22 protein-coding genes are annotated in these 18176 nt (G+C 61.3%); 11 read left to right on the forward strand and 11 right to left on the reverse strand.

Going from position 1 to position 18176, the window contains the following annotated elements:
• Positions 1-3 precede the first annotated feature (3 nt).
• The 7 genes from purF (at position 4) to LC354_RS09680 (ending at position 5787) form a co-directional block, all read left to right on the forward strand.
• A complete protein-coding gene (purF, locus tag LC354_RS09650; RefSeq protein ID WP_223423390.1) occupies positions 4-1485 on the forward strand; it encodes an amidophosphoribosyltransferase in 1482 nt (493 codons plus the stop codon).
• Positions 1486-1529: 44 nt separating this feature from the next.
• The gene (locus LC354_RS09655) at positions 1530-1943 is read left to right on the forward strand and encodes a hypothetical protein (RefSeq protein ID WP_223423308.1); all 414 of its coding nucleotides are present in this window, start codon (positions 1530-1532) and stop codon (positions 1941-1943) included.
• A 103-nt stretch (positions 1944-2046) separates the two neighbouring features.
• A complete protein-coding gene (locus LC354_RS09660) occupies positions 2047-2313 on the forward strand; it encodes a hypothetical protein (protein WP_223423310.1) in 267 nt (88 codons plus the stop codon).
• Positions 2314-2344: 31 nt separating this feature from the next.
• Positions 2345-2998 (forward strand): SDR family NAD(P)-dependent oxidoreductase, encoded by a 654-nt coding sequence (locus tag LC354_RS09665; protein WP_223423312.1) that lies wholly within the window; start codon positions 2345-2347, stop codon positions 2996-2998.
• Positions 2999-3108: 110 nt separating this feature from the next.
• On the forward strand, positions 3109-3894 hold the full coding sequence (gene surE, locus LC354_RS09670; RefSeq protein WP_223423314.1) for a 5'/3'-nucleotidase SurE: 786 nt from the start codon (positions 3109-3111) through the stop codon (positions 3892-3894).
• Positions 3891-4538 carry a protein-L-isoaspartate(D-aspartate) O-methyltransferase gene (locus tag LC354_RS09675; RefSeq protein ID WP_223423315.1) on the forward strand — a complete coding sequence of 216 codons (648 nt, stop codon included), beginning with the start codon at positions 3891-3893 and terminating at the stop codon, positions 4536-4538. The genes surE and LC354_RS09675 overlap by 4 nt, the downstream gene beginning before the upstream one ends.
• 70 nt (positions 4539-4608) lie before the next feature.
• Entirely contained in the window at positions 4609-5787 is a 1179-nt protein-coding gene (locus LC354_RS09680) for a M23 family metallopeptidase (RefSeq protein ID WP_223423316.1), read from the forward strand.
• Between the two features lie 121 nt (positions 5788-5908).
• Here the strand turns inward: LC354_RS09680 and LC354_RS09685 are convergent, their stop codons facing one another.
• Genes LC354_RS09685 through tatA form a run of 4 tightly spaced genes read right to left on the reverse strand, consistent with a single transcriptional unit; the run spans position 5909 to position 8398 of the window.
• Positions 5909-6751, reverse strand: coding sequence for an ATP-binding protein (locus LC354_RS09685; protein ID WP_223423391.1), 843 nt, complete (start codon positions 6749-6751; stop codon positions 5909-5911).
• 23 nt (positions 6752-6774) lie between these two features.
• Positions 6775-7707, reverse strand: coding sequence for a twin-arginine translocase subunit TatC (tatC, locus tag LC354_RS09690; RefSeq protein WP_223423318.1), 933 nt, complete (start codon positions 7705-7707; stop codon positions 6775-6777).
• A gap of 1 nt (position 7708) precedes the next feature.
• On the reverse strand, positions 7709-8176 hold the full coding sequence (gene tatB / locus LC354_RS09695; RefSeq protein WP_223423320.1) for a Sec-independent protein translocase protein TatB: 468 nt from the start codon (positions 8174-8176) through the stop codon (positions 7709-7711).
• Positions 8177-8179: 3 nt separating this feature from the next.
• Positions 8180-8398 carry a twin-arginine translocase TatA/TatE family subunit gene (gene tatA / locus LC354_RS09700; protein WP_223423322.1) on the reverse strand — a complete coding sequence of 73 codons (219 nt, stop codon included), beginning with the start codon at positions 8396-8398 and terminating at the stop codon, positions 8180-8182.
• A 306-nt stretch (positions 8399-8704) separates the two neighbouring features.
• Between tatA and LC354_RS09705 the strand changes: the two genes are divergently transcribed.
• The gene (locus LC354_RS09705; RefSeq protein ID WP_223423323.1) at positions 8705-9376 is read left to right on the forward strand and encodes a helix-turn-helix transcriptional regulator; all 672 of its coding nucleotides are present in this window, start codon (positions 8705-8707) and stop codon (positions 9374-9376) included.
• Between the two features lie 86 nt (positions 9377-9462).
• Here the strand turns inward: LC354_RS09705 and LC354_RS09710 are convergent, their stop codons facing one another.
• From LC354_RS09710 to LC354_RS09730, 5 genes are all read right to left on the reverse strand, one after another.
• Entirely contained in the window at positions 9463-9798 is a 336-nt protein-coding gene (locus LC354_RS09710; RefSeq protein WP_223423325.1) for a Lin0512 family protein, read from the reverse strand.
• Entirely contained in the window at positions 9795-10139 is a 345-nt protein-coding gene (locus tag LC354_RS09715; protein ID WP_223423327.1) for a Lin0512 family protein, read from the reverse strand. Before LC354_RS09715 ends, LC354_RS09710 begins: the two co-directional genes overlap by 4 nt.
• A complete protein-coding gene (locus LC354_RS09720) occupies positions 10136-11188 on the reverse strand; it encodes an ABC transporter ATP-binding protein (RefSeq protein ID WP_223423393.1) in 1053 nt (350 codons plus the stop codon). The genes LC354_RS09715 and LC354_RS09720 overlap by 4 nt, the downstream gene beginning before the upstream one ends.
• A 362-nt stretch (positions 11189-11550) precedes the next feature.
• On the reverse strand, positions 11551-12678 hold the full coding sequence (locus LC354_RS09725; RefSeq protein WP_223423329.1) for a DNA alkylation repair protein: 1128 nt from the start codon (positions 12676-12678) through the stop codon (positions 11551-11553).
• Positions 12678-13457, reverse strand: coding sequence for an SDR family oxidoreductase (locus tag LC354_RS09730; RefSeq protein ID WP_223423331.1), 780 nt, complete (start codon positions 13455-13457; stop codon positions 12678-12680). Before LC354_RS09730 ends, LC354_RS09725 begins: the two co-directional genes overlap by 1 nt.
• A 136-nt stretch (positions 13458-13593) precedes the next feature.
• Here LC354_RS09730 and LC354_RS09735 point away from each other — a divergent pair, with 136 nt between their 5' ends.
• Positions 13594-14598 carry a Hint domain-containing protein gene (locus LC354_RS09735; RefSeq protein WP_223423332.1) on the forward strand — a complete coding sequence of 335 codons (1005 nt, stop codon included), beginning with the start codon at positions 13594-13596 and terminating at the stop codon, positions 14596-14598.
• 30 nt (positions 14599-14628) lie between these two features.
• On the opposite strand, the gene LC354_RS09740 is transcribed toward LC354_RS09735, so the two are convergent.
• Positions 14629-14994 (reverse strand): nuclear transport factor 2 family protein, encoded by a 366-nt coding sequence (locus LC354_RS09740; protein ID WP_223423334.1) that lies wholly within the window; start codon positions 14992-14994, stop codon positions 14629-14631.
• Positions 14995-15098: 104 nt separating this feature from the next.
• Positions 15099-15443, reverse strand: coding sequence for a BrnA antitoxin family protein (locus tag LC354_RS09745; protein ID WP_223423336.1), 345 nt, complete (start codon positions 15441-15443; stop codon positions 15099-15101).
• 165 nt (positions 15444-15608) lie between these two features.
• Between LC354_RS09745 and LC354_RS09750 the strand changes: the two genes are divergently transcribed.
• Both LC354_RS09750 and LC354_RS09755 read left to right on the forward strand, forming a co-directional pair.
• Positions 15609-17216 (forward strand): peptide chain release factor 3, encoded by a 1608-nt coding sequence (locus LC354_RS09750; RefSeq protein ID WP_223423338.1) that lies wholly within the window; start codon positions 15609-15611, stop codon positions 17214-17216.
• A 3-nt stretch (positions 17217-17219) separates the two neighbouring features.
• The gene (locus tag LC354_RS09755; RefSeq protein ID WP_223423340.1) at positions 17220-18173 is read left to right on the forward strand and encodes a glycosyltransferase family 2 protein; all 954 of its coding nucleotides are present in this window, start codon (positions 17220-17222) and stop codon (positions 18171-18173) included.
• Positions 18174-18176 lie beyond the last annotated feature (3 nt).

The raw sequence follows: 18176 nt of genomic DNA on the forward strand, positions 1-18176 counted from the left end.
CGGATGCCACCCGCCCACCCTTTTGACTTTGATGCAGTGCGCGATGTCTGCGACGACGACAAATTGAAAGAAGAATGCGGGGTCTTTGGTGTCCTTGGCACCACCGATGCAGCCAATTTCGTCGCCCTCGGGCTTCACGCCCTCCAGCACCGCGGTCAGGAAGCGGGGGGAATCGTTTCCTACGACGCCACCCAAGGCTTCAACTCTGCCCGCCGTTTTGGCTACGTCCGCGATAACTTCACGTCCCAATCGATCATGGAGACCCTGCCCGGCCCGCTCGCCATCGGGCATGTGCGCTACTCGACCTCCGGCTCCAAGGCACAAACCGCGATCCGCGACGTGCAGCCCTTCTTTGGCGAATTCGCCATGGGCGGGGCCGCCATTGCCCACAACGGCAACATCACCAACGCCATCGCCCTGCGCCGCGAGCTGATCGAGCGCGGCTCGATTTTCCAAAGCTCGTCCGACAGCGAATGCATCATCCACCTCATGGCCCGCTCGCTGCAGCGCAACGTGCCGGAGCGGATGGAAGATGCTCTGCGCCGCGTCGAAGGCGCGTTTTCCATCGTCGCGATGACCCGCACCAAACTGATCGGCGTGCGCGATGCGCTGGGGGTCCGTCCCCTGATGCTGGGCAAACTGCCCACTGGCTACGTGCTCAGTTCGGAAACCTGTGCCCTCGACATCATCGGTGCCGAATTCGTCCGCGAGATCGAGCCGGGCGAGATGGTCGTGATCACCGATGACGGCATCGAAAGCCGCTTTCCCTTCCGAAGCAGAAAATCGCGCTTCTGCATCTTTGAGCATGTGTATTTCAGTCGCCCCGACAGCATCCTCGGCGGGCGGTCCGTCTATGAGACGCGGGAAAACATCGGCCGCGAACTGGCCAAGGAAGCCCCCGTGGACGCCGATCTCGTCTGCCCGGTGCCCGACAGCGGCACGCCTGCGGCCATCGGCTTCTCGCTGGAATCCGGTATTCCCTACGCCATGGGGATCATCCGCAACCAATATGTGGGCCGGACCTTCATCGAACCCACCGAAAACATCCGCAATATGGGTGTGCGCCTGAAACTGAACGTGAACCGGGCGCTGGTGCGTGGCAAACGGATCATTCTGGTCGACGACAGCGTTGTGCGCGGCACCACCAGCCGCAAGATCAAGGAAATGATCCTCGATGCCGGTGCCGCGGAGGTGCATTTCCGCATCGCCTCGCCCCCTACCGCATGGCCATGCTTTTACGGGGTCGACACGCCGCAGCGCGAAAAACTGCTGGCGGCAACCATGTCCGAGGACGAGATGTGTGCACATCTTGGCGTGGACAGCCTGAAATTTATCTCTCTCGACGGGCTGTACCGCGCCGTTGGCGAAGCCGGGGGCCGGGACAGTGCCGCACCGCAATATTGCGACGCGTGCTTTAGTGGCGAATACCCTGTGGAGCCCGCAGATATGATCGAAAAAGGGTTCGAAATGAAGGCTGCGGAATAACCATTGCCGCCATAATCTGTCAGCAGCGCGGGACATAACATGGCATGATGCCGATTCCCGCTGCCATCCTTGACCAGATCATCCGCTGGCCCGCCTCCGCACAATTGCAGCTGCAATCAATGCGCACGGTCTTTCATAACGTGGCTGAGGCCGCCGGGGTGGGTCCTCTCGATGAAGGTCTGAAATGGGGACAACCGGCGTGGCGGCCACGCACCCCGCGCACGGGCAGCACGCTGCGGCTCAATTGGTCCGCAGCTGACCCGGCACGCATCACGGCCTATGTGGATTGTAAAACAGACCTTGCCGCGCAAATGCAACTCCGCTTTCCCGACCTGTCCGGCAATGATGGCAAACGTGCACTGCGCTTCGATCTGTTGGCCCCCGACACAGATGCCCTGTGGCAACTGACCTTTCTCACGTTCACCTATCACCGGGCCAAGCATGGTTCAGCCCGTTGACCTTAGGGAAATAAGCGCCGCACCGCCGAACTGATTTCACCACATGGCGGTGCGGCAGACCCCATGCTAGCGGCAGCTTTCGAGCTATGAAACGAAGGCTGAAATGACCGAAACATCAAACCCGACCATCGCGCAACACGCGACAGAGATCGGCGTGATCAACCTGAACAAACGCACCCTGATCGGCATTGTCGGCACCGCAGAAAAGCGACGCGTCCTGGTCCGTTTTCCCGGAGGAAAAATCGAAACGCTCACTTTGGGCGACACGCTCAAACCCGGCAAGATCATAGCCATCTCCGAGGATGCCGTGATGATTGATACCCCCACGGGCGCGCAGAAACTGACACTGCCAACGCGCAGCGCCGCTTGACGACGCGCACGCGCACAGGCATCACGGCGACATGACAAAAACTGCACTCATCACCGGCGCGTCGCGCGGACTTGGCGCGGCGCTCGCCCTCGAACTGGCTTCCACCCATCACATCATTGCGGTCGCCAAGACAACCGGCGCCCTCGAAGAGCTGGACGACCGGATCAAGGCGCGCGGCGGGGCGGCCACATTGGCCCCCATGGACATCACCACCGAAGCGGCCATGGCGACGCTCTGCCGTGGGATCTATGACCGCTGGGGTACCCTCGACCTGTGGGTGCATGCCGCCATTCACGCAGCCCCGCTTGCCCCCGCAAACATGATCGACGCCAAGGACATGAGCAAATCGGTCAACGCCAATGTGACGGCAACGGCGACGCTGATCACCTTCGTCGCCCCGCTGCTTGGCCAGACCGGCAGCGCGATCTTCTTTGACGACCCGCGCGCGGGTGCGCCATTTTTCGGCAGCTACGGTGCCACAAAGGCCGCACAGATTGCCCTGGCACGCTGCTGGCAATCCGAAACCCAACGCACCGGACCCCATGTGCACATTGCCACTCCCGCCCCCATGCCGACGGCCACGCGGGCGCGGTTCTTCCCGGGCGAAGATCGCGAGGCGCTGACAGATCCCGCCTCCGAAGCACAACGCATTCTGGCGGATCTGAACCTCGGACCGACAGACTGAGTCTCCCGCGCAACGATCCTCCTTCTCTGTTCCAAAAAAATCCCCGCCGGAGGCTCCTTCGGTTGCTCAACCGCGCCCCGCTGGCCTAGTAAGGCGCAAGGGGGCAGCACATGCGCATTCTCATCACAAATGACGACGGCATCTCGGCGCCGGGACTGGCCGTACTTACCCAGATCGCCAATGAACTGGCCGGACCGGAGGGCGAAGTGTGGACGGTTGCGCCTGCCTTCGAACAATCCGGTGTCGGCCACTGCATCAGCTACACACGGCCGATGATGATCCAGCAACTCGAACCCAGACGCTTCGCGGTCGAGGGCAGCCCCGCGGATTGCGTTCTGGCGGGCCTGCATGACGTCTTGCATGACGACAAACCCGATCTGATTCTGTCCGGCGTGAACCGGGGCAACAATTCTGCCGAGAACGCGCTCTATTCCGGCACCCTCGGCGCGGCCATCGAAGGCGCGCTGCAAGGCGTGCTCTCCATCGCCATTTCGCAATTCTACGGACCGGAAAATCGCGATCTCGAAAACACTTTTGACGCCTCTGCGGTGCATGGTTTGTCGGTGATTAAGCGGATAATCGCCGCCACGCCGCCGCCCGGTACGGGCTACCAACTGTTCTACAACGTCAACGTGCCGCCCGTTGCCGCCAAGGACGTCAAGGGCACGCGTGTTGTCCCTCAAGGTCTGCGCAGCGGCACCGGTTTTCACACCGAGGCCTCAACCTCCCCGACGGGTCGGCAATTCCTCTGGATCAAGGGCGGCAATCAGCAGATCCCGACCGCTCCCGGTACCGATGCAGCCGTGAACCTTGAGGGCTATATCTCGGTCACACCGATGCGCGCGGATCTGACAGCCCATGACATGCTCGACCAGCTTGGCACGATTGCCACATGACCGACGACGATCTCGCCACGCGCAAGATGCAGTTTCTCTATGCGCTGCGCTCCAAGGGGGTGACGGACAAACGCGTGTTGCAAGCCATGGAAGAGATCGACCGCGGCCCCTTTATTCGTGGGCTTTTTGCGGAACGCGCCTATGAGGACATGCCCCTGCCGATTGCGTGCGGACAAACGATCAGCCAGCCCTCCGTGGTGGGACTGATGACGCAGGCGCTCGGCATCACCGCACGCGACAAGGTGCTCGAGGTTGGCACCGGGTCCGGCTATCAGGCGGCCATTCTGGCCAAACTGGCGCGCCGGGTCTACACCATCGACCGGCACCGCCGCCTTGTGCAAGAGGCCCGCACCATCTTTGACGAACTGGGCCTGCATACCATTACCGCCATCATCGGCGACGGTTCATACGGCCTGCCCGATCAGGCCCCCTTTGACCGCATTCTGGTGACCGCCGCCGCCGAAGACCCTCCGGGGCCTCTGCTCAAACAACTCAAGGTTGGTGGTATCATGGTGCTTCCGGTGGGCCAGTCCGACGCGGTCCAGAGCCTGATCCGGGTCCACAAAACCGAAAGCGGTCTGGAATATGACGAATTGCGGGACGTACGTTTTGTGCCTTTGCTGGAAGGCTTGGGTAAAGAGTAAAAGTGGTGTAAAATACCCTTCAAACCGGCAACACCCCCATTTCAGAGGGGACCGGCAGAGGACGATGCAGATGATCCGGATCAATCATGCGCGGCGCAAGCCGCTTCTTTTGGCCACTTGCGCGCTGCTTGGCGTCGCGGCTTGCGACCAGCCGCTCGATTTCGACATGCGTGGCGCAGGCGGCGGGTTCTCAACTGCACAGGCGGTTCAGACCGCCACAGCGGACCGGCCGACGCCGGACAGCCGTGGTGTGATCTCCTACCCCAGCTATCAGGTTGCCATCGCCAGACGCGGTGACACCATCAATGATGTGGCGACCCGTGTTGGATTGCCTGCCGCCGAACTGGCAAGCTTCAATGGAATCAGCGAGGGCGTGCCGCTGCGCAGCGGCGAAGTCGTCGCCCTGCCCCGCCGTGTCGCGGAGCCCGCACCCGGCACCCTTGGCACCGGCTCAATCCAGACATCCCGTGTCGACGTGACAACACTGGCAGGCAACGCGATCGACAATGCACAGCCAACGCCGGTCACGACACCAACCGCCCCCACGACAACGCCACTGCCCGCCGCGACCGGGCAAGAGCCGGTCCGCCATCAGGTCGAGCGGGGCGAAACCGCCTTTACCATCGCGCGGCTCTATCAGGTGCCTGCAAAATCATTGGCCGAATGGAACGGCCTGGGCACGGATTACGCCGTGCGCGAAGGTCAGTACCTGCTGATCCCGATCGCGCGCGTCGCGCCCCCTGCACGCTCGGCCGCGGATGCGCCCCCCGGCACCGGGTCGCCCACGCCGACGCCGCCCAGTTCGATCAAACCGCTGCCCGAAGACGATACCGCGAACCCACCGGATATTTCCGCGCCCAACACACAGGTCGCAGATGTCGGCCAGACCAGCCGGTCGGCTAAAATGGCCCTGCCCGTGCAAGGCAGCATCATCCGTGCCTATAGCAAGGGACGTAACGAAGGTATCGACATCAAGGCCGCCCCCGGCGCACCCGTCAAGGCCGCCGCAGACGGCAACGTCGCCGCCATCACGCAAAGCGCGGATGGGGTGCCCATCATCGTCATCCGCCACGTCGACAATATCCTGACCGTTTATGCCAATGTCGATCAGGTCAAAGTGGCCAAGGGCGACAGCGTGAAACGGGATGAGGTCATCGCCAGCCTGCGTCCCGACGCAAACGACGCCTATGTGCATTTCGAAGTCCGCGATGGCTTCGACAGCGTCGACCCGGCCCCGTTCCTCGAGTGATGGACTGACCTGCCAGAATTCATGGCCAATGGCCGCTGACATCTAGCAAATGAATGAAATTTCACGGGCGTGAACCCAACGCAGCATTCAGTCGGTGCTGCGTGATCGCGCAGGCTTCGGCCTACAGGCGGACGCCGCGCCGCCCGGCCAGATCACAGAAATATTGCCATGCCACACGGCCCGACCGCGACCCGCGCGTGGCCTGCCATTCAATCGCCTCGGCCCAGAGCGTGTCGTCGTCGATCTCGACGCCGTACGCGCCGCAATAGCCGCGAATCATCGCCAGGTACTGATCCTGATCGCAGGCGTGAAAGCCCAGCCACAGTCCGAACCGATCCGACAAAGACACTTTTTCTTCAACCGCCTCGCTGGGATTGATCGCCGATCCCCGCTCATTCTCGATCATGTCACGCGGCATCAGGTGACGCCGGTTCGACGTGGCGTACAGAATCACATTGTCCGGCCGCCCTTCGATCCCGCCGTCCAGCACCGCCTTGAGGGATTTGTAATGCTGGTCATCATGGCTGAACGACAGGTCGTCGCAATACAGAACAAAACGCGCCGTCTCCGCCTGCCGCAAGACATTCAGCAAACGGCCGACGGACGGTAGGTCTTCGCGGTGCAATTCCACGATCTTCAACTCAGGGAATTCAGAATGAAGCGCGCCGTGTATCGCCTTGACAAGGCTTGATTTCCCCATGCCCCGGGCGCCCCAAAGCAAGGCGTTGTTCGCCGCGAGGCCTTGAGCAAACTGGCGGGTGTTCGCCAGCAACGTATCGCGCGACCGCTCCACCCCAAGCAACAACTCCAGCGGCACGCGGGCGACATGGGTCACCGGCTCCAAGCGATCCGGCCCGGTCTGCCAGACAAAGGCCCCCGCCGCGTCGAAATCCGGTGCGGCCAGCGGTGCCGGGGACATCCGCTCCAGCGCCGCGGCGATGCGGTCCATCGGGTCGTCATTCATCGTTGTGTGCTCCGACATTACGTTCATTTCGCGTCATCTTCCGGCACATCGCCCAGATCGTCCTCGTCGTCATAATAACCTTCGGCGCGCAGCTTGGCTTCGCGTTTGGCTTCCACCCGGCGCACGAGGAAAATCGAAACCTCGTACAGGCCGTAGACAACGACAAACAAAATCCCTTGGGTGATCACATCCGGCGGCGTGACCAAAGCGGCCAGGACCAGAATGCCAACGACGGCATATTTGCGCACATTGCCAAGACCTTCGGCACTGACCAACCCGGCCTTGCCCATCAGTGTCAGCAGCACGGGCAGTTGGAAACACAAGCCAAAGGCCATGATGAACTTCAGCGTGATATCAAGGCTTTCGTTCACCTTGCCAAAGAAGGTGATGCGGATGCCTTCATCGGTGACGGGGATCGCAGCCTCTTCCAGAACCGGCACATCGAGGCCGGGAACGTCGGTCGTCACGAATCCGCTCATGATGTCCGCGATGATCGACGGCACATCGGCAAAGCCCAGAAAGAACGCCATCGCCAGCGGCGTCACGACGAAATGTGCAAAGGACGCGCCCAGAAAAAACATGATCGGCGAGGCGATCATGAACGGCAAAAACGCGTTCTTTTCCTGTTTATACAGCCCCGGCGCCACAAAGCGCCACAGCTGGAACCCGATCACCGGAAAGGCCAGCGCAAAGCCAAAGACCATCGAGATGCGGAACAAGGTGAACAGATATTCCTGCGGGCTGGTATACTGCATCGTCGGCGACGGGTCGCCCAGATCGCGCAGCGTCGCCTCGATCGGTTCCAGCAGAAATTGCAGGATCGGCTCGGCCACCACAAACGCCAGAATGATGCCCACAAGAAAGGCCAGCACCGCCCGGATAAGGCGGGTGCGCAGCTCGGCCAGATGTTCGATCAGCGGCGCTGTGCTGTCGTCCACGTCTTCGGTTTGGCTCATGTCAGCTTTCTTTGGGGGGCTCTGGGGCGAGTTCCGCCTCGTATTTCTCCGCCCGCTTCAGGGCCTCTTCGGCCTCGCGGACCTTGCGTTCGGCCGCCGCACGTGCAGTGGCTGCATGGATTTTCTTCGCGCTTTCGGCACGTTCGGCCTTTTGGGCGGCCAACTTACCGGTCTCGCTTTCGGGGTCCAGATCGGCCAGCGAAGACGTGATGTCCTTGGCCGCGTCCTTGACGCCGTCCATCGCCGATCCGACAGGGTTTGCCGCCGATCTTATCGTTTTCTGGATATCCTTGACGCCGACATCATCCGCCGCCTGATTCATGGCCGACGAAAATTCGCGCGCCATGCCCTTGGCCTTGCCGACAAACTGGCCGACATTGCGAAACAGTACGGGCAGGTCCTTCGGGCCGACGACAATCAGCGCCACAATCCCAATGACCAGCAACTCGGTCCAGCCGAGATCGAGCATGGGTTAAGCCTTGTCTTTTTCGGTCTCGGGCGTGACGTCTTTCAACTCGTCCGAAGCAACGCTGTCAGACAGCTCATCCTGCCCTTCCTTGACGCCCTTCTTGAAGCTGGTGATGCCCTTGCCCACTTCGCCCATCAGGCTCGCGATCTTGCCCCGTCCAAAGAGCACAAGAACCACAACGGCGATCAGCAGGATGCCCGGCAGGCCAATATTGTTCAACATAGTCTATCTCCCTCAGTGGCGGGAGAGTGCCCGCCTGTCACCGAGTGTTCTACGCTTGTGCTGCGGGTGCGAAAAGACCGATGCGCCCTCTTGAGCGTGTCTTTCCGGTTCTGAATACGAAAAAAATGACTGGCCACGCACCAACTGACAAGTTAATGTCAGTTGGTGCGACCCAAACCTGCACTGTCACGTTTGAGGGCCAATACTCGGCTTACTTGCGCCCAGTCACACATAGGCTCGCACCCGATGTTGCGGCCATGATCGCCGCACCAAACGGACTGCCGCAACACGCAAAGGTAGGGTGACATGCGCCGCACCGATCGCCTTTTTGACATCATGCAAATTCTGCGCGACGGGCAATTGCATCGTGCGCAGGACATGGCGCAGGCCTTGAACGTATCAGTGCGCACGCTCTACCGCGACATGGACACTTTGGTGGCCTCCGGCGTGCCGGTCCAAGGCGCGCGCGGCGTCGGCTACCGGATCACCCAGGCGATCAGCCTGCCACCCCTCACGCTCACGCCCGAAGAACTCGAAGCGCTCAACCTAGGCATGGCCATCGTGGCCGAAGCCGCCGATGACACGCTCCGGGCCGCCGCCACGTCTCTGGCCGACAAGATCGATGCCGTCCTGCCCGAACGCGGCATCGCGGATGCGGACAAATGGAAATTCGCCGTCTACCCCTTCGCCGACGTGGTGCGCGGATTCTCCCAAATGCCGACCCTGCGCGCGGCCATCCGCGCCAAGCAGAAACTGAAACTCACCTATCATTCCAAAGGCGACACGATCACCAGCCGCACGATCCGCCCCCTGCACATGGAATATTGGGGGCGCGTCTGGACCCTCACCGCATGGTGCGAGTTGCGCCAGGCCTTCCGCGTCTTCCGCGTGGACCTGATCCAGTCCGCCGAAGCGCTGCCCGAAATGTTCATTGATGAGCCCGGCAAAAGCCTCAGTGACTACGACCCGAACCTGTGAGGCATATGGGTCGGCGGGCGGGCGCCTTTTGCGCCTGCGCAAAACAGTCCCGCACGACGCACAACGCACAACGCGTGACAAACACGTTACCGCACCGGTAAAAATACCTCTAACGCAGCCGCAGCCATCACGGCCACATCACCCGCCACAGGCACATCCAGACCGCCCTTTTCGACAAGCACCTCGACAGATCCATAGGGCAGTAATGCCGCGATCACAGCCACATCCACCGCCTCCGGACGCGGCACCCCGATATGCACGACAACACGCATGATATCACGGGGCAGATCCAGAGTTCCGAAAATCGGCAAGGACGCGCCCTGCAAGGCCTGCTCCACCGCCCGGCGGGCCGCCTTGGTGTCGTCGCGGCCATGCAGATCGACGCCCTGCGCCATTTCGATGATGATACGCTGTTCGGTCATGACGGCACATCCACGGATACGATCAGGGCCGCCTGCGCCATCACCGTCGGATGGCCGACACCGTCCGGACGGGCCACGTCCAGCCCGCCCTGCTCAACGACAAAGGTCACCTGACCATAAGGAAACACGTCCGCCAACGCGGCCACATCCACCGCCTCGGGCCGTGCGCAGCCAATACGGACGCCGATGCGCATCGCATCTTTGCCCACCCCCATATACTCCGAGAGATTGATCGAATTGCGCCACAAGGCCGCCCGGATCGCACGTGCTGCCGCCTCCGTATAGTCACCGCGGCGCAGGGATGTCCCCATGCCAAACTCCACAATCATCGGGCCACTCATGCGCGCGCCTCCGCTGGAAATACAAAACACTTGTCGCGCCGGATGCGCAGCCACATGGCCGTCCCCATCTGCGGCAGGAACACCCCCGGCACGGTCACCTTCATTACCGACCCGTCATGGCTCAGACGAAACTCCACAAGGCTCTCGTTGCCCATGAAGCGGGCACGGATGACCTCGGCCCGGGCGGCCGTCCCTTCGGCCGCCGTGGGCCCAGGCCCGACACCGGCACGGTCGAAATCGATGCGCACATGCTGGGGCCGGAAAACAATATCGACCGCCGTGCCATCCGGGACGCCCGGCGCGAGGAAACGGCCAAAAGGCGTCATGGCCAACGCCCCCTGAACCGTCGCACGCAACCTGTTGGCGTCACTGAAAAACGCCACCGATGCCCGATCAACCGGTCGGGTGTAAACGTTGTAGGGTGCACCCCGCTGCACGATCTTGCCGTCGCGCATCAACGCGATTTCGTCGGCCATGCGCATCGCCTCATCCGGCTCATGGGTCACCAGCAAAACGCCGGTGTCTTCTTGCTTGAGAATCGCCAGCGTTTCGTCGCGGATGCCATCCCTGAGACGGTTATCAAGGCCAGAAAACGGCTCGTCCATCAGCATGATCCTTGGACGGGGGGCCAAAGCACGTGCCAGGGCCACGCGCTGCTGTTCACCGCCCGAGAGTTGATGCGGATACATATCGATAAAGCGGCTCATGTGAACGCGCTCCAGCATTTCCGTGACACGGGCACGACGCGCGTCTTTCGACCCGGACAGGCCGTAGGCCACATTGCCGGCCACGCTCAAATGCGGAAACAGGGCGAAATCCTGAAACATCAGACCAATTTCGCGACGCTCCGGTGGGATTCGAAAAACGGTGTCGCAAATCAAACTGCCATCGACGTAAATCTCGCCAGAATCCTGCATTTCGACACCGGCGATCATCCGCAATGTCGTGGATTTACCGCATCCGGACGGACCCAGAAGGCAGGTGACCTGCCCCGGTTGGATACTCAGACTCACACCGTCGACCACGGTGCGCCCACCAAAGCTGCGCATGAGGTTTCGAATTTCCAGACGCGGTGCTGTCACTGACGCATTCCCGATTAAAACAGTCGGGAGGTATCAGGCTGGTCGCGAACCCGCAAGCGTTCGCAGACGGCCAAGCCCCGGATCAGGCACGGAAATGCACGCAGAACGAACCACGCTGTTGACTGCGCAAGTGCGATTGCACCAAGGTGCCGACCTACTTTAAGGCGACTCACTCCTGCCAACCATCGAAGATTTTTCTCCGAAAAATCTTCACCCCCTCACGCTTACGAATACCCGAAAATGCGCCCATTGCGCGAGGGACACGCCTCCCAAGGGTCGGTGGGCGGGCGCATTTTGGCCCCCCGGGCCAAAACAGTGCCGCACAGCGATCAAATCACATCGAAACGGGCCTCGGTACGGTCCACGCCGTTGACTTGCACCACAAGCCCGTGGGCCCCCGGATGCAGCACAAAGGTCGTCGCGTCCGCTTTCAGCTTGTGCACCTTTCGGATGACCAACGGAGACCCCGCCGTCACCGTGCCCACCTTCAGCTTGAACACCTTTTCCACCCACCTGCCGCCAGGTCGCGCAAAACGTATCCGGTAGTCAATCAACACCGGGACGGACCGTTTCCCGGTCACGGTGACCGTGAACGCCAATCCATCCCCCCGCATCACTTGCGGCGTTTCAATGTCCACCGTGACAGCCACAGGCACGTCACGTGCAAACCCGAGCATATCCAACGTGCGCGGATGACCGGTCTTGATCAGCGTGCGCATGGCATGACGCTGCATCCACTGATGTTCTCTGGCGTTTTGCGCGCCGCTTGCCTCCCAGGCCTCCAGCCGGTCCAACACCGCATCCGGATCGAACTTGGCGATATCATTCAGATGATTGGCGACAGAGCGGGTGACGAAGCGCGTGCCATCCCCATGCAGCCGGTCCAGCAAAGGCAGGGTCTGGTCCGGCGTCAGATCAACCTTGCGCGCCCAGGGCAATCTGGGCCGCGTCCCCTCGCTGACCAATCGGCGCACATGGTAATTCCCGTCCCCCGCCCAGTCCCGCAACCGCGCCAGCGTCACATCCGGCCAGCGGTTCACGAACGGACGGATGTAGAATTCCATCGAAAAACGTTGTGTCGCCGCATGGATCAGATCGAGCGCGCGCTCCGGATGCGCCTCCAGACCATGACGTACCGCCAGCACACCGGGAACCGCGTGGATGAAGCGGCCAAAATCGTCGTCGCGCAACGTGGGATCCAGACGCGGCGGCAGCGCGGCTTCCAATTGATCCGCCATCGTTGGAAAATCAGAAGCCAGATACGGCTCCAGACACTCCGCAAACCAGTCCAGACAGGCCATTAACGACCGATCCGGAATGCCCGACAGCGACGCCTCCAGAAACCCCGCCCGGTCAAAACCGGACAAGGTCGCGTCGTACTCATCCGCCAAATCACCCAAAGATCTCGCGTTAAACAGCTGATCCTTCGCCGAAAATGTCGGCGGACCCTTTGCCATCAAATGGTGGCCACAGTCGCTCCGCCATCCAGCAGGATGTTCTGGCCCACGATAAAGCCCGCATGTTGCGAGCACAGGAACGCACAGGTCGCGCCAAATTCTTCGCGTGTACCGTATCGCCCAACCGGGATCGTCGCCTCACGCCGTGCGCGCGCCTCTTCAAGCGTGATGCCTTGCGCCTTTACCACACCGCCGTCCAACGCGATGGCGCGATCCGTCGCATGGATACCGGGCAACAGGTTGTTGATAGTCACGCCCTGCCCCGCAACCTGGCGCGACGTCCCGGCCACATAGCCGGTCAGGCCGGTGCGCGCCGCGTTTGACAGGCCCAACACCGGGATCGGCGCCTTGACGGATTGCGACGTAATGTTCACAACCCGGCCCCAACCGCGTTCCATCATCCCCGGCACCAATGCCTTGATCAGCGCAATCGGGGCGAGCATGTTGGCGTCCAGCGCCTTGATGAAGTCGTCGCGGTCCCAATCCGTCCACATGCCGGGGGGCGGACCGCCCGCATTGTTGACCAGAATATCCGCATTTCCGGCCGCCGCGATCACCTCTGCCTGACCCTCTGCCGTCGACACATCCGCCGCAACCGTCACAACATCCACACCATGCTTCGCGCGAATGTCAGCGGCCGACGCCTCCAGCGCCTCTGAGCCGCGCGCGTTCATCACCAGATTGCATCCGGCCGCGGCCAATGCCTCTGCACAGCCCAGCCCCAGACCCTTGGACGATGCGCACACCACCGCACGTTTGCCTGCAATTCCCAAATCCATTCCATCTCTCCCGATCATTCCGAAGCCTCAGAAGTAACCATACGTCACCCGATGCGCCAGCCAAAGACCGCGCCGTTGACCGATCCGCGCCACAATTCTACATTATAAGTTGATGAGACCTCATCCATGACGGGCCATGACACATATATCCATACCCAGCTCAGGCCAAAGCCTGCCGGTTTACCGGGCCGAGAGTTTCGTGGTCACGCACGGGGCTAATCTTGGCGATCCCCTGTCGCACGCGGATGAATTGATGTTGGACGACGTCTATCAGCTGAGCCTGACTGCGATCCCCGAACATTTGACGCTGAACACCAGCGCGCATGCCGTCCTGACCGTCGCGCCTGACAGCACCGTGGGCCAAACCGGGGCCACGATTCACCTCGATTGCGCCCTGACGCTGATGTCCCCCGATGGGCAGATCACCGATGCGCTTGTTCTGGTCGAGGTCGATGATGCGGGCGATATCGACGGGATCTACCTGATGCCCCTTTCGCCTCTGGTGCCACGCACGTCATACGCGCTTGTCGGGATTGACCGCGACAGTGCGCAGGCCAAATTCGCGCACCTGTCCTCCGCGCGGTTCACCCGCGGCACGCACATCACCATGTCCTCGGGCCTTCAGACCCCGATCGAAGACCTGTCCGTCGGCGACCGGGTTCTGACGCGCAATGACGGCGCGCGGGAGATCCGCTGGATCGGGCAGTCGACAGTTCGCGCCGTGGGGGAGTTTGCCCCCATTTGCATTCGCGCAGGCGCGCTCAACAACATGCACGATCTGATCGTGTCCCCCGATCATCGCCTGTTCATCTATCAGCGGCAGGATCGGCTGGGTGCGGGCCGCTCCGAGCTCATGATCAAGGCACGGCATCTTGTGAACGGAGAGAGCGTGACCGTTCAGGATGGCGGCTTCGTCGACTATTTCGAGCTCGTTTTTGACACGCATCAAATCATCTACGCCGAGGGGATTGCAGCGGAATCCATGTTGATCGACACGCGCAGCGAGCCTGTTGTCCCGCATGAGGTAACCGCGAAGTTGCCTGACAGCACAGATGGCGGGCTATCGGGCTTCGACGTCACCGAGACATTGCTCGACCGCCCCGACGCCACGGAAATCCTGCGCCGCGCGTCGACCCGATAGACCGGGCCAAACGCGACGACAGTCATTTCTTCATGCGTTGTAAAAGAATTCCTCGCGCACGATCTTGCCACCCGACACATGGTAAACGGCGACTTCCTTCATATCCTCGATCTCGCCGCTCTTGAGGTTCTTTGCCTGCATTTCAAAGATCACCGCAAAGCGATCGTCCCCATGCGGCATCGGGTCGGAAATGCTGCCACCCAGCACTTCGAAATTCTCGTCCCACCAGGCGTGCTTGCCCTTGAGCGCATCGAGCCCCTGAACGGAACGGCCCCCGCCCATGTCCACGGCCTCGACCGACGTCGCATCGGGCGCATAGAGCTTGTCCAGATTGGGCGTGGTCCGATTTTCGCGGCAGCCTGCAACCAATTCGTTCGCAATTTCATCAAGTGTCATTTGAGTGCCTTCCTTGGCGGGTTTATGGGGCCTGCTTAGGAGGGGCACTTGACAGTTTTTGTCAGTAGCCCATTTTTGTTCGCCACCCTGCCGTGCGCTCCGCGTCAGCCATTCAAGGCTTCCACCTGGCGGCGCGCCTCCGAAACAAGGCGCGGCGTGACGTCATCATCGTAATGGGCGCGGATGTGACCGGCGAGCAACGCGGTGTAATAGATTCGCAAGACATCGTTCACCCGCTGGCCATAGCCCGGCCCCAGCTTGCGAAACCAGCGTACCATGTCGCTGTCCAGCCGCAGGGTGACGCGGGTCTTGTGACGACGCACAGGATGCCAGGTGTCCATGCCGTTCCACTCATCCGGCAGACTGCCGTCGATCCACTTGAACATCATCTCCTGCTGGTGATCCTCCAGCGTTTGGATCATGTCGGTATGCGCTGTCTTGCGGGTCATGGGCCAGGCTCCTGTTGCAGGTGATCTGCAAAGAATGCTGACAACAAGTTAACAACTGCCAAGCCGGGCGCGCGCTGCCGGTGCACATCCGGTGCACATAGGGTGCACGCCCGGTGCCCCCACGGTGTCTTGCACCATGCAGGGCCGCGCTCTATACGCGGCGACATGCTGGACACCACTTCAAATCGCGCAGAATTGCCGCCCGAAATTGCCCGCCGCCGCACCTTTGCGATCATCTCGCATCCCGATGCGGGCAAAACCACGCTGACGGAAAAATTCCTGCTCTTTGGCGGGGCGATCCAGATGGCCGGACAGGTCCGCGCCAAGGGCGAAGCGCGGCGCACACGTTCCGACTTCATGGCGATGGAGAAGGATCGCGGCATTTCTGTCTCGGCCTCTGCAATGTCATTTGATTTCAAAGAGTTCCGGTTCAATCTGGTGGACACACCCGGTCACTCGGACTTCTCCGAGGACACCTATCGCACGCTCACCGCCGTGGACGCCGCCGTCATGGTGATCGACGGGGCCAAGGGCGTGGAAAGCCAGACACAAAAGCTTTTTGAGGTCTGCCGCATGCGCGACCTGCCGATCCTGACATTCTGTAACAAGATGGACCGCGAAAGCCGCGACGTTTTTGAAATCATTGACGAAATTCAGGAAAACCTGGCCATTGACGTGACCCCGGCCAGTTGGCCCATCGGTGTGGGCCGCGACTTTATCGGCTGTTACGACATCCTGCGCGACCGGCTCGAACTGATGGACCGGGCCGACCGAAACAAGGTCGCGGAATCCATCGAAATCAACGGCCTGGACGACCCCAAACTGGCGCAGCACGTCCCCGAAGCCCAACTGGCCCAACTGCGCGAAGAGCTTGAAATGGCCCGCGAATTGCTGCCGCCGCTGGACCGGGCCGCGATGCTCGAAGGGTCGCTGACGCCGATCTGGTTCGGCTCCGCGATCAACTCCTTCGGCGTCAAGGAATTGATGGAAGGCATCGCGACTTACGGCCCGGAGCCACAAATCCAAAAAGCCCAACCACGCCAAATTTTACCAGAAGAAACAAAGGTTTCCGGCTTTGTCTTCAAGGTCCAGGCCAACATGGACCCCAAACATCGCGACCGCGTCGCCTTTGTCCGCATGGCCTCGGGCCACTTCAAACGCGGGATGAAACTGACCCATGTGCGTTCGAAAAAACCCATGGCGATCAGCAATCCGGTGATGTTCCTCGCCTCGGATCGGGAACTGGCCGAGGAGGCCTGGGCCGGCGACATCATCGGCATCCCCAACCACGGCCAGTTGCGCATCGGTGACACGTTAACCGAAGGGGAAGCTTTGCGTGTTACGGGTATCCCGTCCTTTGCGCCGGAACTGTTGCAAGGGGTGCGTGCGGGCGACCCGCTCAAGGCCAAACACCTTGAAAAAGCGCTGATGCAATTTGCCGAGGAAGGGGCCGCCAAAGTGTTCAAACCCTCCATCGGCTCCGGTTTTATCGTGGGCGTCGTTGGCGCGCTGCAATTCGAGGTGCTGGCCAGCCGGATCGAGCTGGAATACGGGCTGCCCGTTCGGTTCGAGGCGTCACAATTCACCTCTGCCCGATGGGTCAGCGGGGAGAAACAGGCCGTCGAAAAATTCAGCGACGCCAACAAGCAGCACATCGCCCATGATCACGACGGCGACATCGTTTATCTCACGCGTTTGCAATGGGATATCGACCGGGTTGGGCGGGACTACCCCGATGTGACGCTGACCGCGACCAAGGAAATGATGGTCTGAAATATGGCGGGCGGCCCCCTTTTGCTGGTGCCGCAACCGGTCCAGACGGATCCGGCGAAACTGCGCTGGGGCATCGTATCGACAGTCAAAGCACCGCTGGCACAGGTCGCGCGGTTCGTGGCCTTTCACCTCGATATGGGCGCCCACCGCATCCATCTGCACCTGGATCAACCCGACCCCGCCATCGCGGAGCGGCTCGCCCATCCGCGTGTTCGGTTTTACCAATGCGATGACGCGTACTGGGCCGGGAAGCAGGAAAAACTGCGCCACAGCCATCAGTTACGTCAGGCTTTTAATGCAAGTCGCATCTACCGGATCTGCAAACTGGACTGGCTCGCGCATATCGATGTGGACGAGTTCATCCTTGCTCCTGCGCCGATGACCGAAGCGCTGGCAGGGGCAGACCCGCTCACCACGCATATCGCAATGACCCCGGTCGAGATGCTCGACCACCCGGGCGATCCGCAGTACTTCAAACGTATCGGGCGCAGGGCGGCGGTGCGCCAAATCTATCCCACCTATGGCGATCACATTTCTGGCGGCTTTCTCAGCACGCAAAGTCCCAAGAACATCGCGCGCACCGGGCTGGAGGGCGTGCGGTTGGGCATTCACGCCCTGCGCCATTTCGGCAATATCGTGCGCCCTGCCACCGTGATCCCAGATCTCGATATCGGACACGCCCACGCGCCGGACTGGGAAACCTTTCACCGCCACGTTACATACCGCCTGGACAAAGGCAGCTATCGCAATCGCAAGGGCCGCTACAACCCTCTGGGCGGGCTGATCACGACGCTGATGGAAGATGGCGGCATCCCCGCCTTGCGGCACTTCCACGAAGAACTGTCCGTCGCCACACCTGAACGGCTTGACCTGTTGGCCACCCATGACATGCTGGTCACCCGGACGCTTGATCTTGACGCCAAGGTCGCGCGATTTTTCGGCAAGCTGGAGGGCTGATCG

The sequence above is a fragment of the Tateyamaria pelophila genome (assembly GCF_019966495.1).
GTDB classification, from domain to species: domain Bacteria; phylum Pseudomonadota; class Alphaproteobacteria; order Rhodobacterales; family Rhodobacteraceae; genus Tateyamaria; species Tateyamaria pelophila.

Bases quoted from the DNA above. Each gene is read 5' to 3' on its own strand.
- purF (WP_223423390.1), top strand. From the start codon at position 4: ATGCCACCCGCCCACCCTTTTGACTTTGATGCAGTGCGCGATGTCTGC.
- LC354_RS09655 (WP_223423308.1), top strand. From the start codon at position 1,530: ATGATGCCGATTCCCGCTGCCATCCTTGACCAGATCATCCGCTGGCCC.
- LC354_RS09660 (WP_223423310.1), top strand. From the start codon at position 2,047: ATGACCGAAACATCAAACCCGACCATCGCGCAACACGCGACAGAGATC.
- LC354_RS09665 (WP_223423312.1), top strand. From the start codon at position 2,345: ATGACAAAAACTGCACTCATCACCGGCGCGTCGCGCGGACTTGGCGCG.
- surE (WP_223423314.1), top strand. From the start codon at position 3,109: ATGCGCATTCTCATCACAAATGACGACGGCATCTCGGCGCCGGGACTG.
- LC354_RS09675 (WP_223423315.1), top strand. From the start codon at position 3,891: ATGACCGACGACGATCTCGCCACGCGCAAGATGCAGTTTCTCTATGCG.
- LC354_RS09680 (WP_223423316.1), top strand. From the start codon at position 4,609: ATGATCCGGATCAATCATGCGCGGCGCAAGCCGCTTCTTTTGGCCACT.
- LC354_RS09685 (WP_223423391.1), bottom strand. From the start codon at position 6,751: ATGAATGACGACCCGATGGACCGCATCGCCGCGGCGCTGGAGCGGATG.
- tatC (WP_223423318.1), bottom strand. From the start codon at position 7,707: ATGAGCCAAACCGAAGACGTGGACGACAGCACAGCGCCGCTGATCGAA.
- tatB (WP_223423320.1), bottom strand. From the start codon at position 8,176: ATGCTCGATCTCGGCTGGACCGAGTTGCTGGTCATTGGGATTGTGGCG.
- tatA (WP_223423322.1), bottom strand. From the start codon at position 8,398: ATGTTGAACAATATTGGCCTGCCGGGCATCCTGCTGATCGCCGTTGTG.
- LC354_RS09705 (WP_223423323.1), top strand. From the start codon at position 8,705: ATGCGCCGCACCGATCGCCTTTTTGACATCATGCAAATTCTGCGCGAC.
- LC354_RS09710 (WP_223423325.1), bottom strand. From the start codon at position 9,798: ATGACCGAACAGCGTATCATCATCGAAATGGCGCAGGGCGTCGATCTG.
- LC354_RS09715 (WP_223423327.1), bottom strand. From the start codon at position 10,139: ATGAGTGGCCCGATGATTGTGGAGTTTGGCATGGGGACATCCCTGCGC.
- LC354_RS09720 (WP_223423393.1), bottom strand. From the start codon at position 11,188: ATGCGCAGCTTTGGTGGGCGCACCGTGGTCGACGGTGTGAGTCTGAGT.
- LC354_RS09725 (WP_223423329.1), bottom strand. From the start codon at position 12,678: ATGGCAAAGGGTCCGCCGACATTTTCGGCGAAGGATCAGCTGTTTAAC.
- LC354_RS09730 (WP_223423331.1), bottom strand. From the start codon at position 13,457: ATGGATTTGGGAATTGCAGGCAAACGTGCGGTGGTGTGCGCATCGTCC.
- LC354_RS09735 (WP_223423332.1), top strand. From the start codon at position 13,594: ATGACACATATATCCATACCCAGCTCAGGCCAAAGCCTGCCGGTTTAC.
- LC354_RS09740 (WP_223423334.1), bottom strand. From the start codon at position 14,994: ATGACACTTGATGAAATTGCGAACGAATTGGTTGCAGGCTGCCGCGAA.
- LC354_RS09745 (WP_223423336.1), bottom strand. From the start codon at position 15,443: ATGACCCGCAAGACAGCGCATACCGACATGATCCAAACGCTGGAGGAT.
- LC354_RS09750 (WP_223423338.1), top strand. From the start codon at position 15,609: ATGCTGGACACCACTTCAAATCGCGCAGAATTGCCGCCCGAAATTGCC.
- LC354_RS09755 (WP_223423340.1), top strand. From the start codon at position 17,220: ATGGCGGGCGGCCCCCTTTTGCTGGTGCCGCAACCGGTCCAGACGGAT.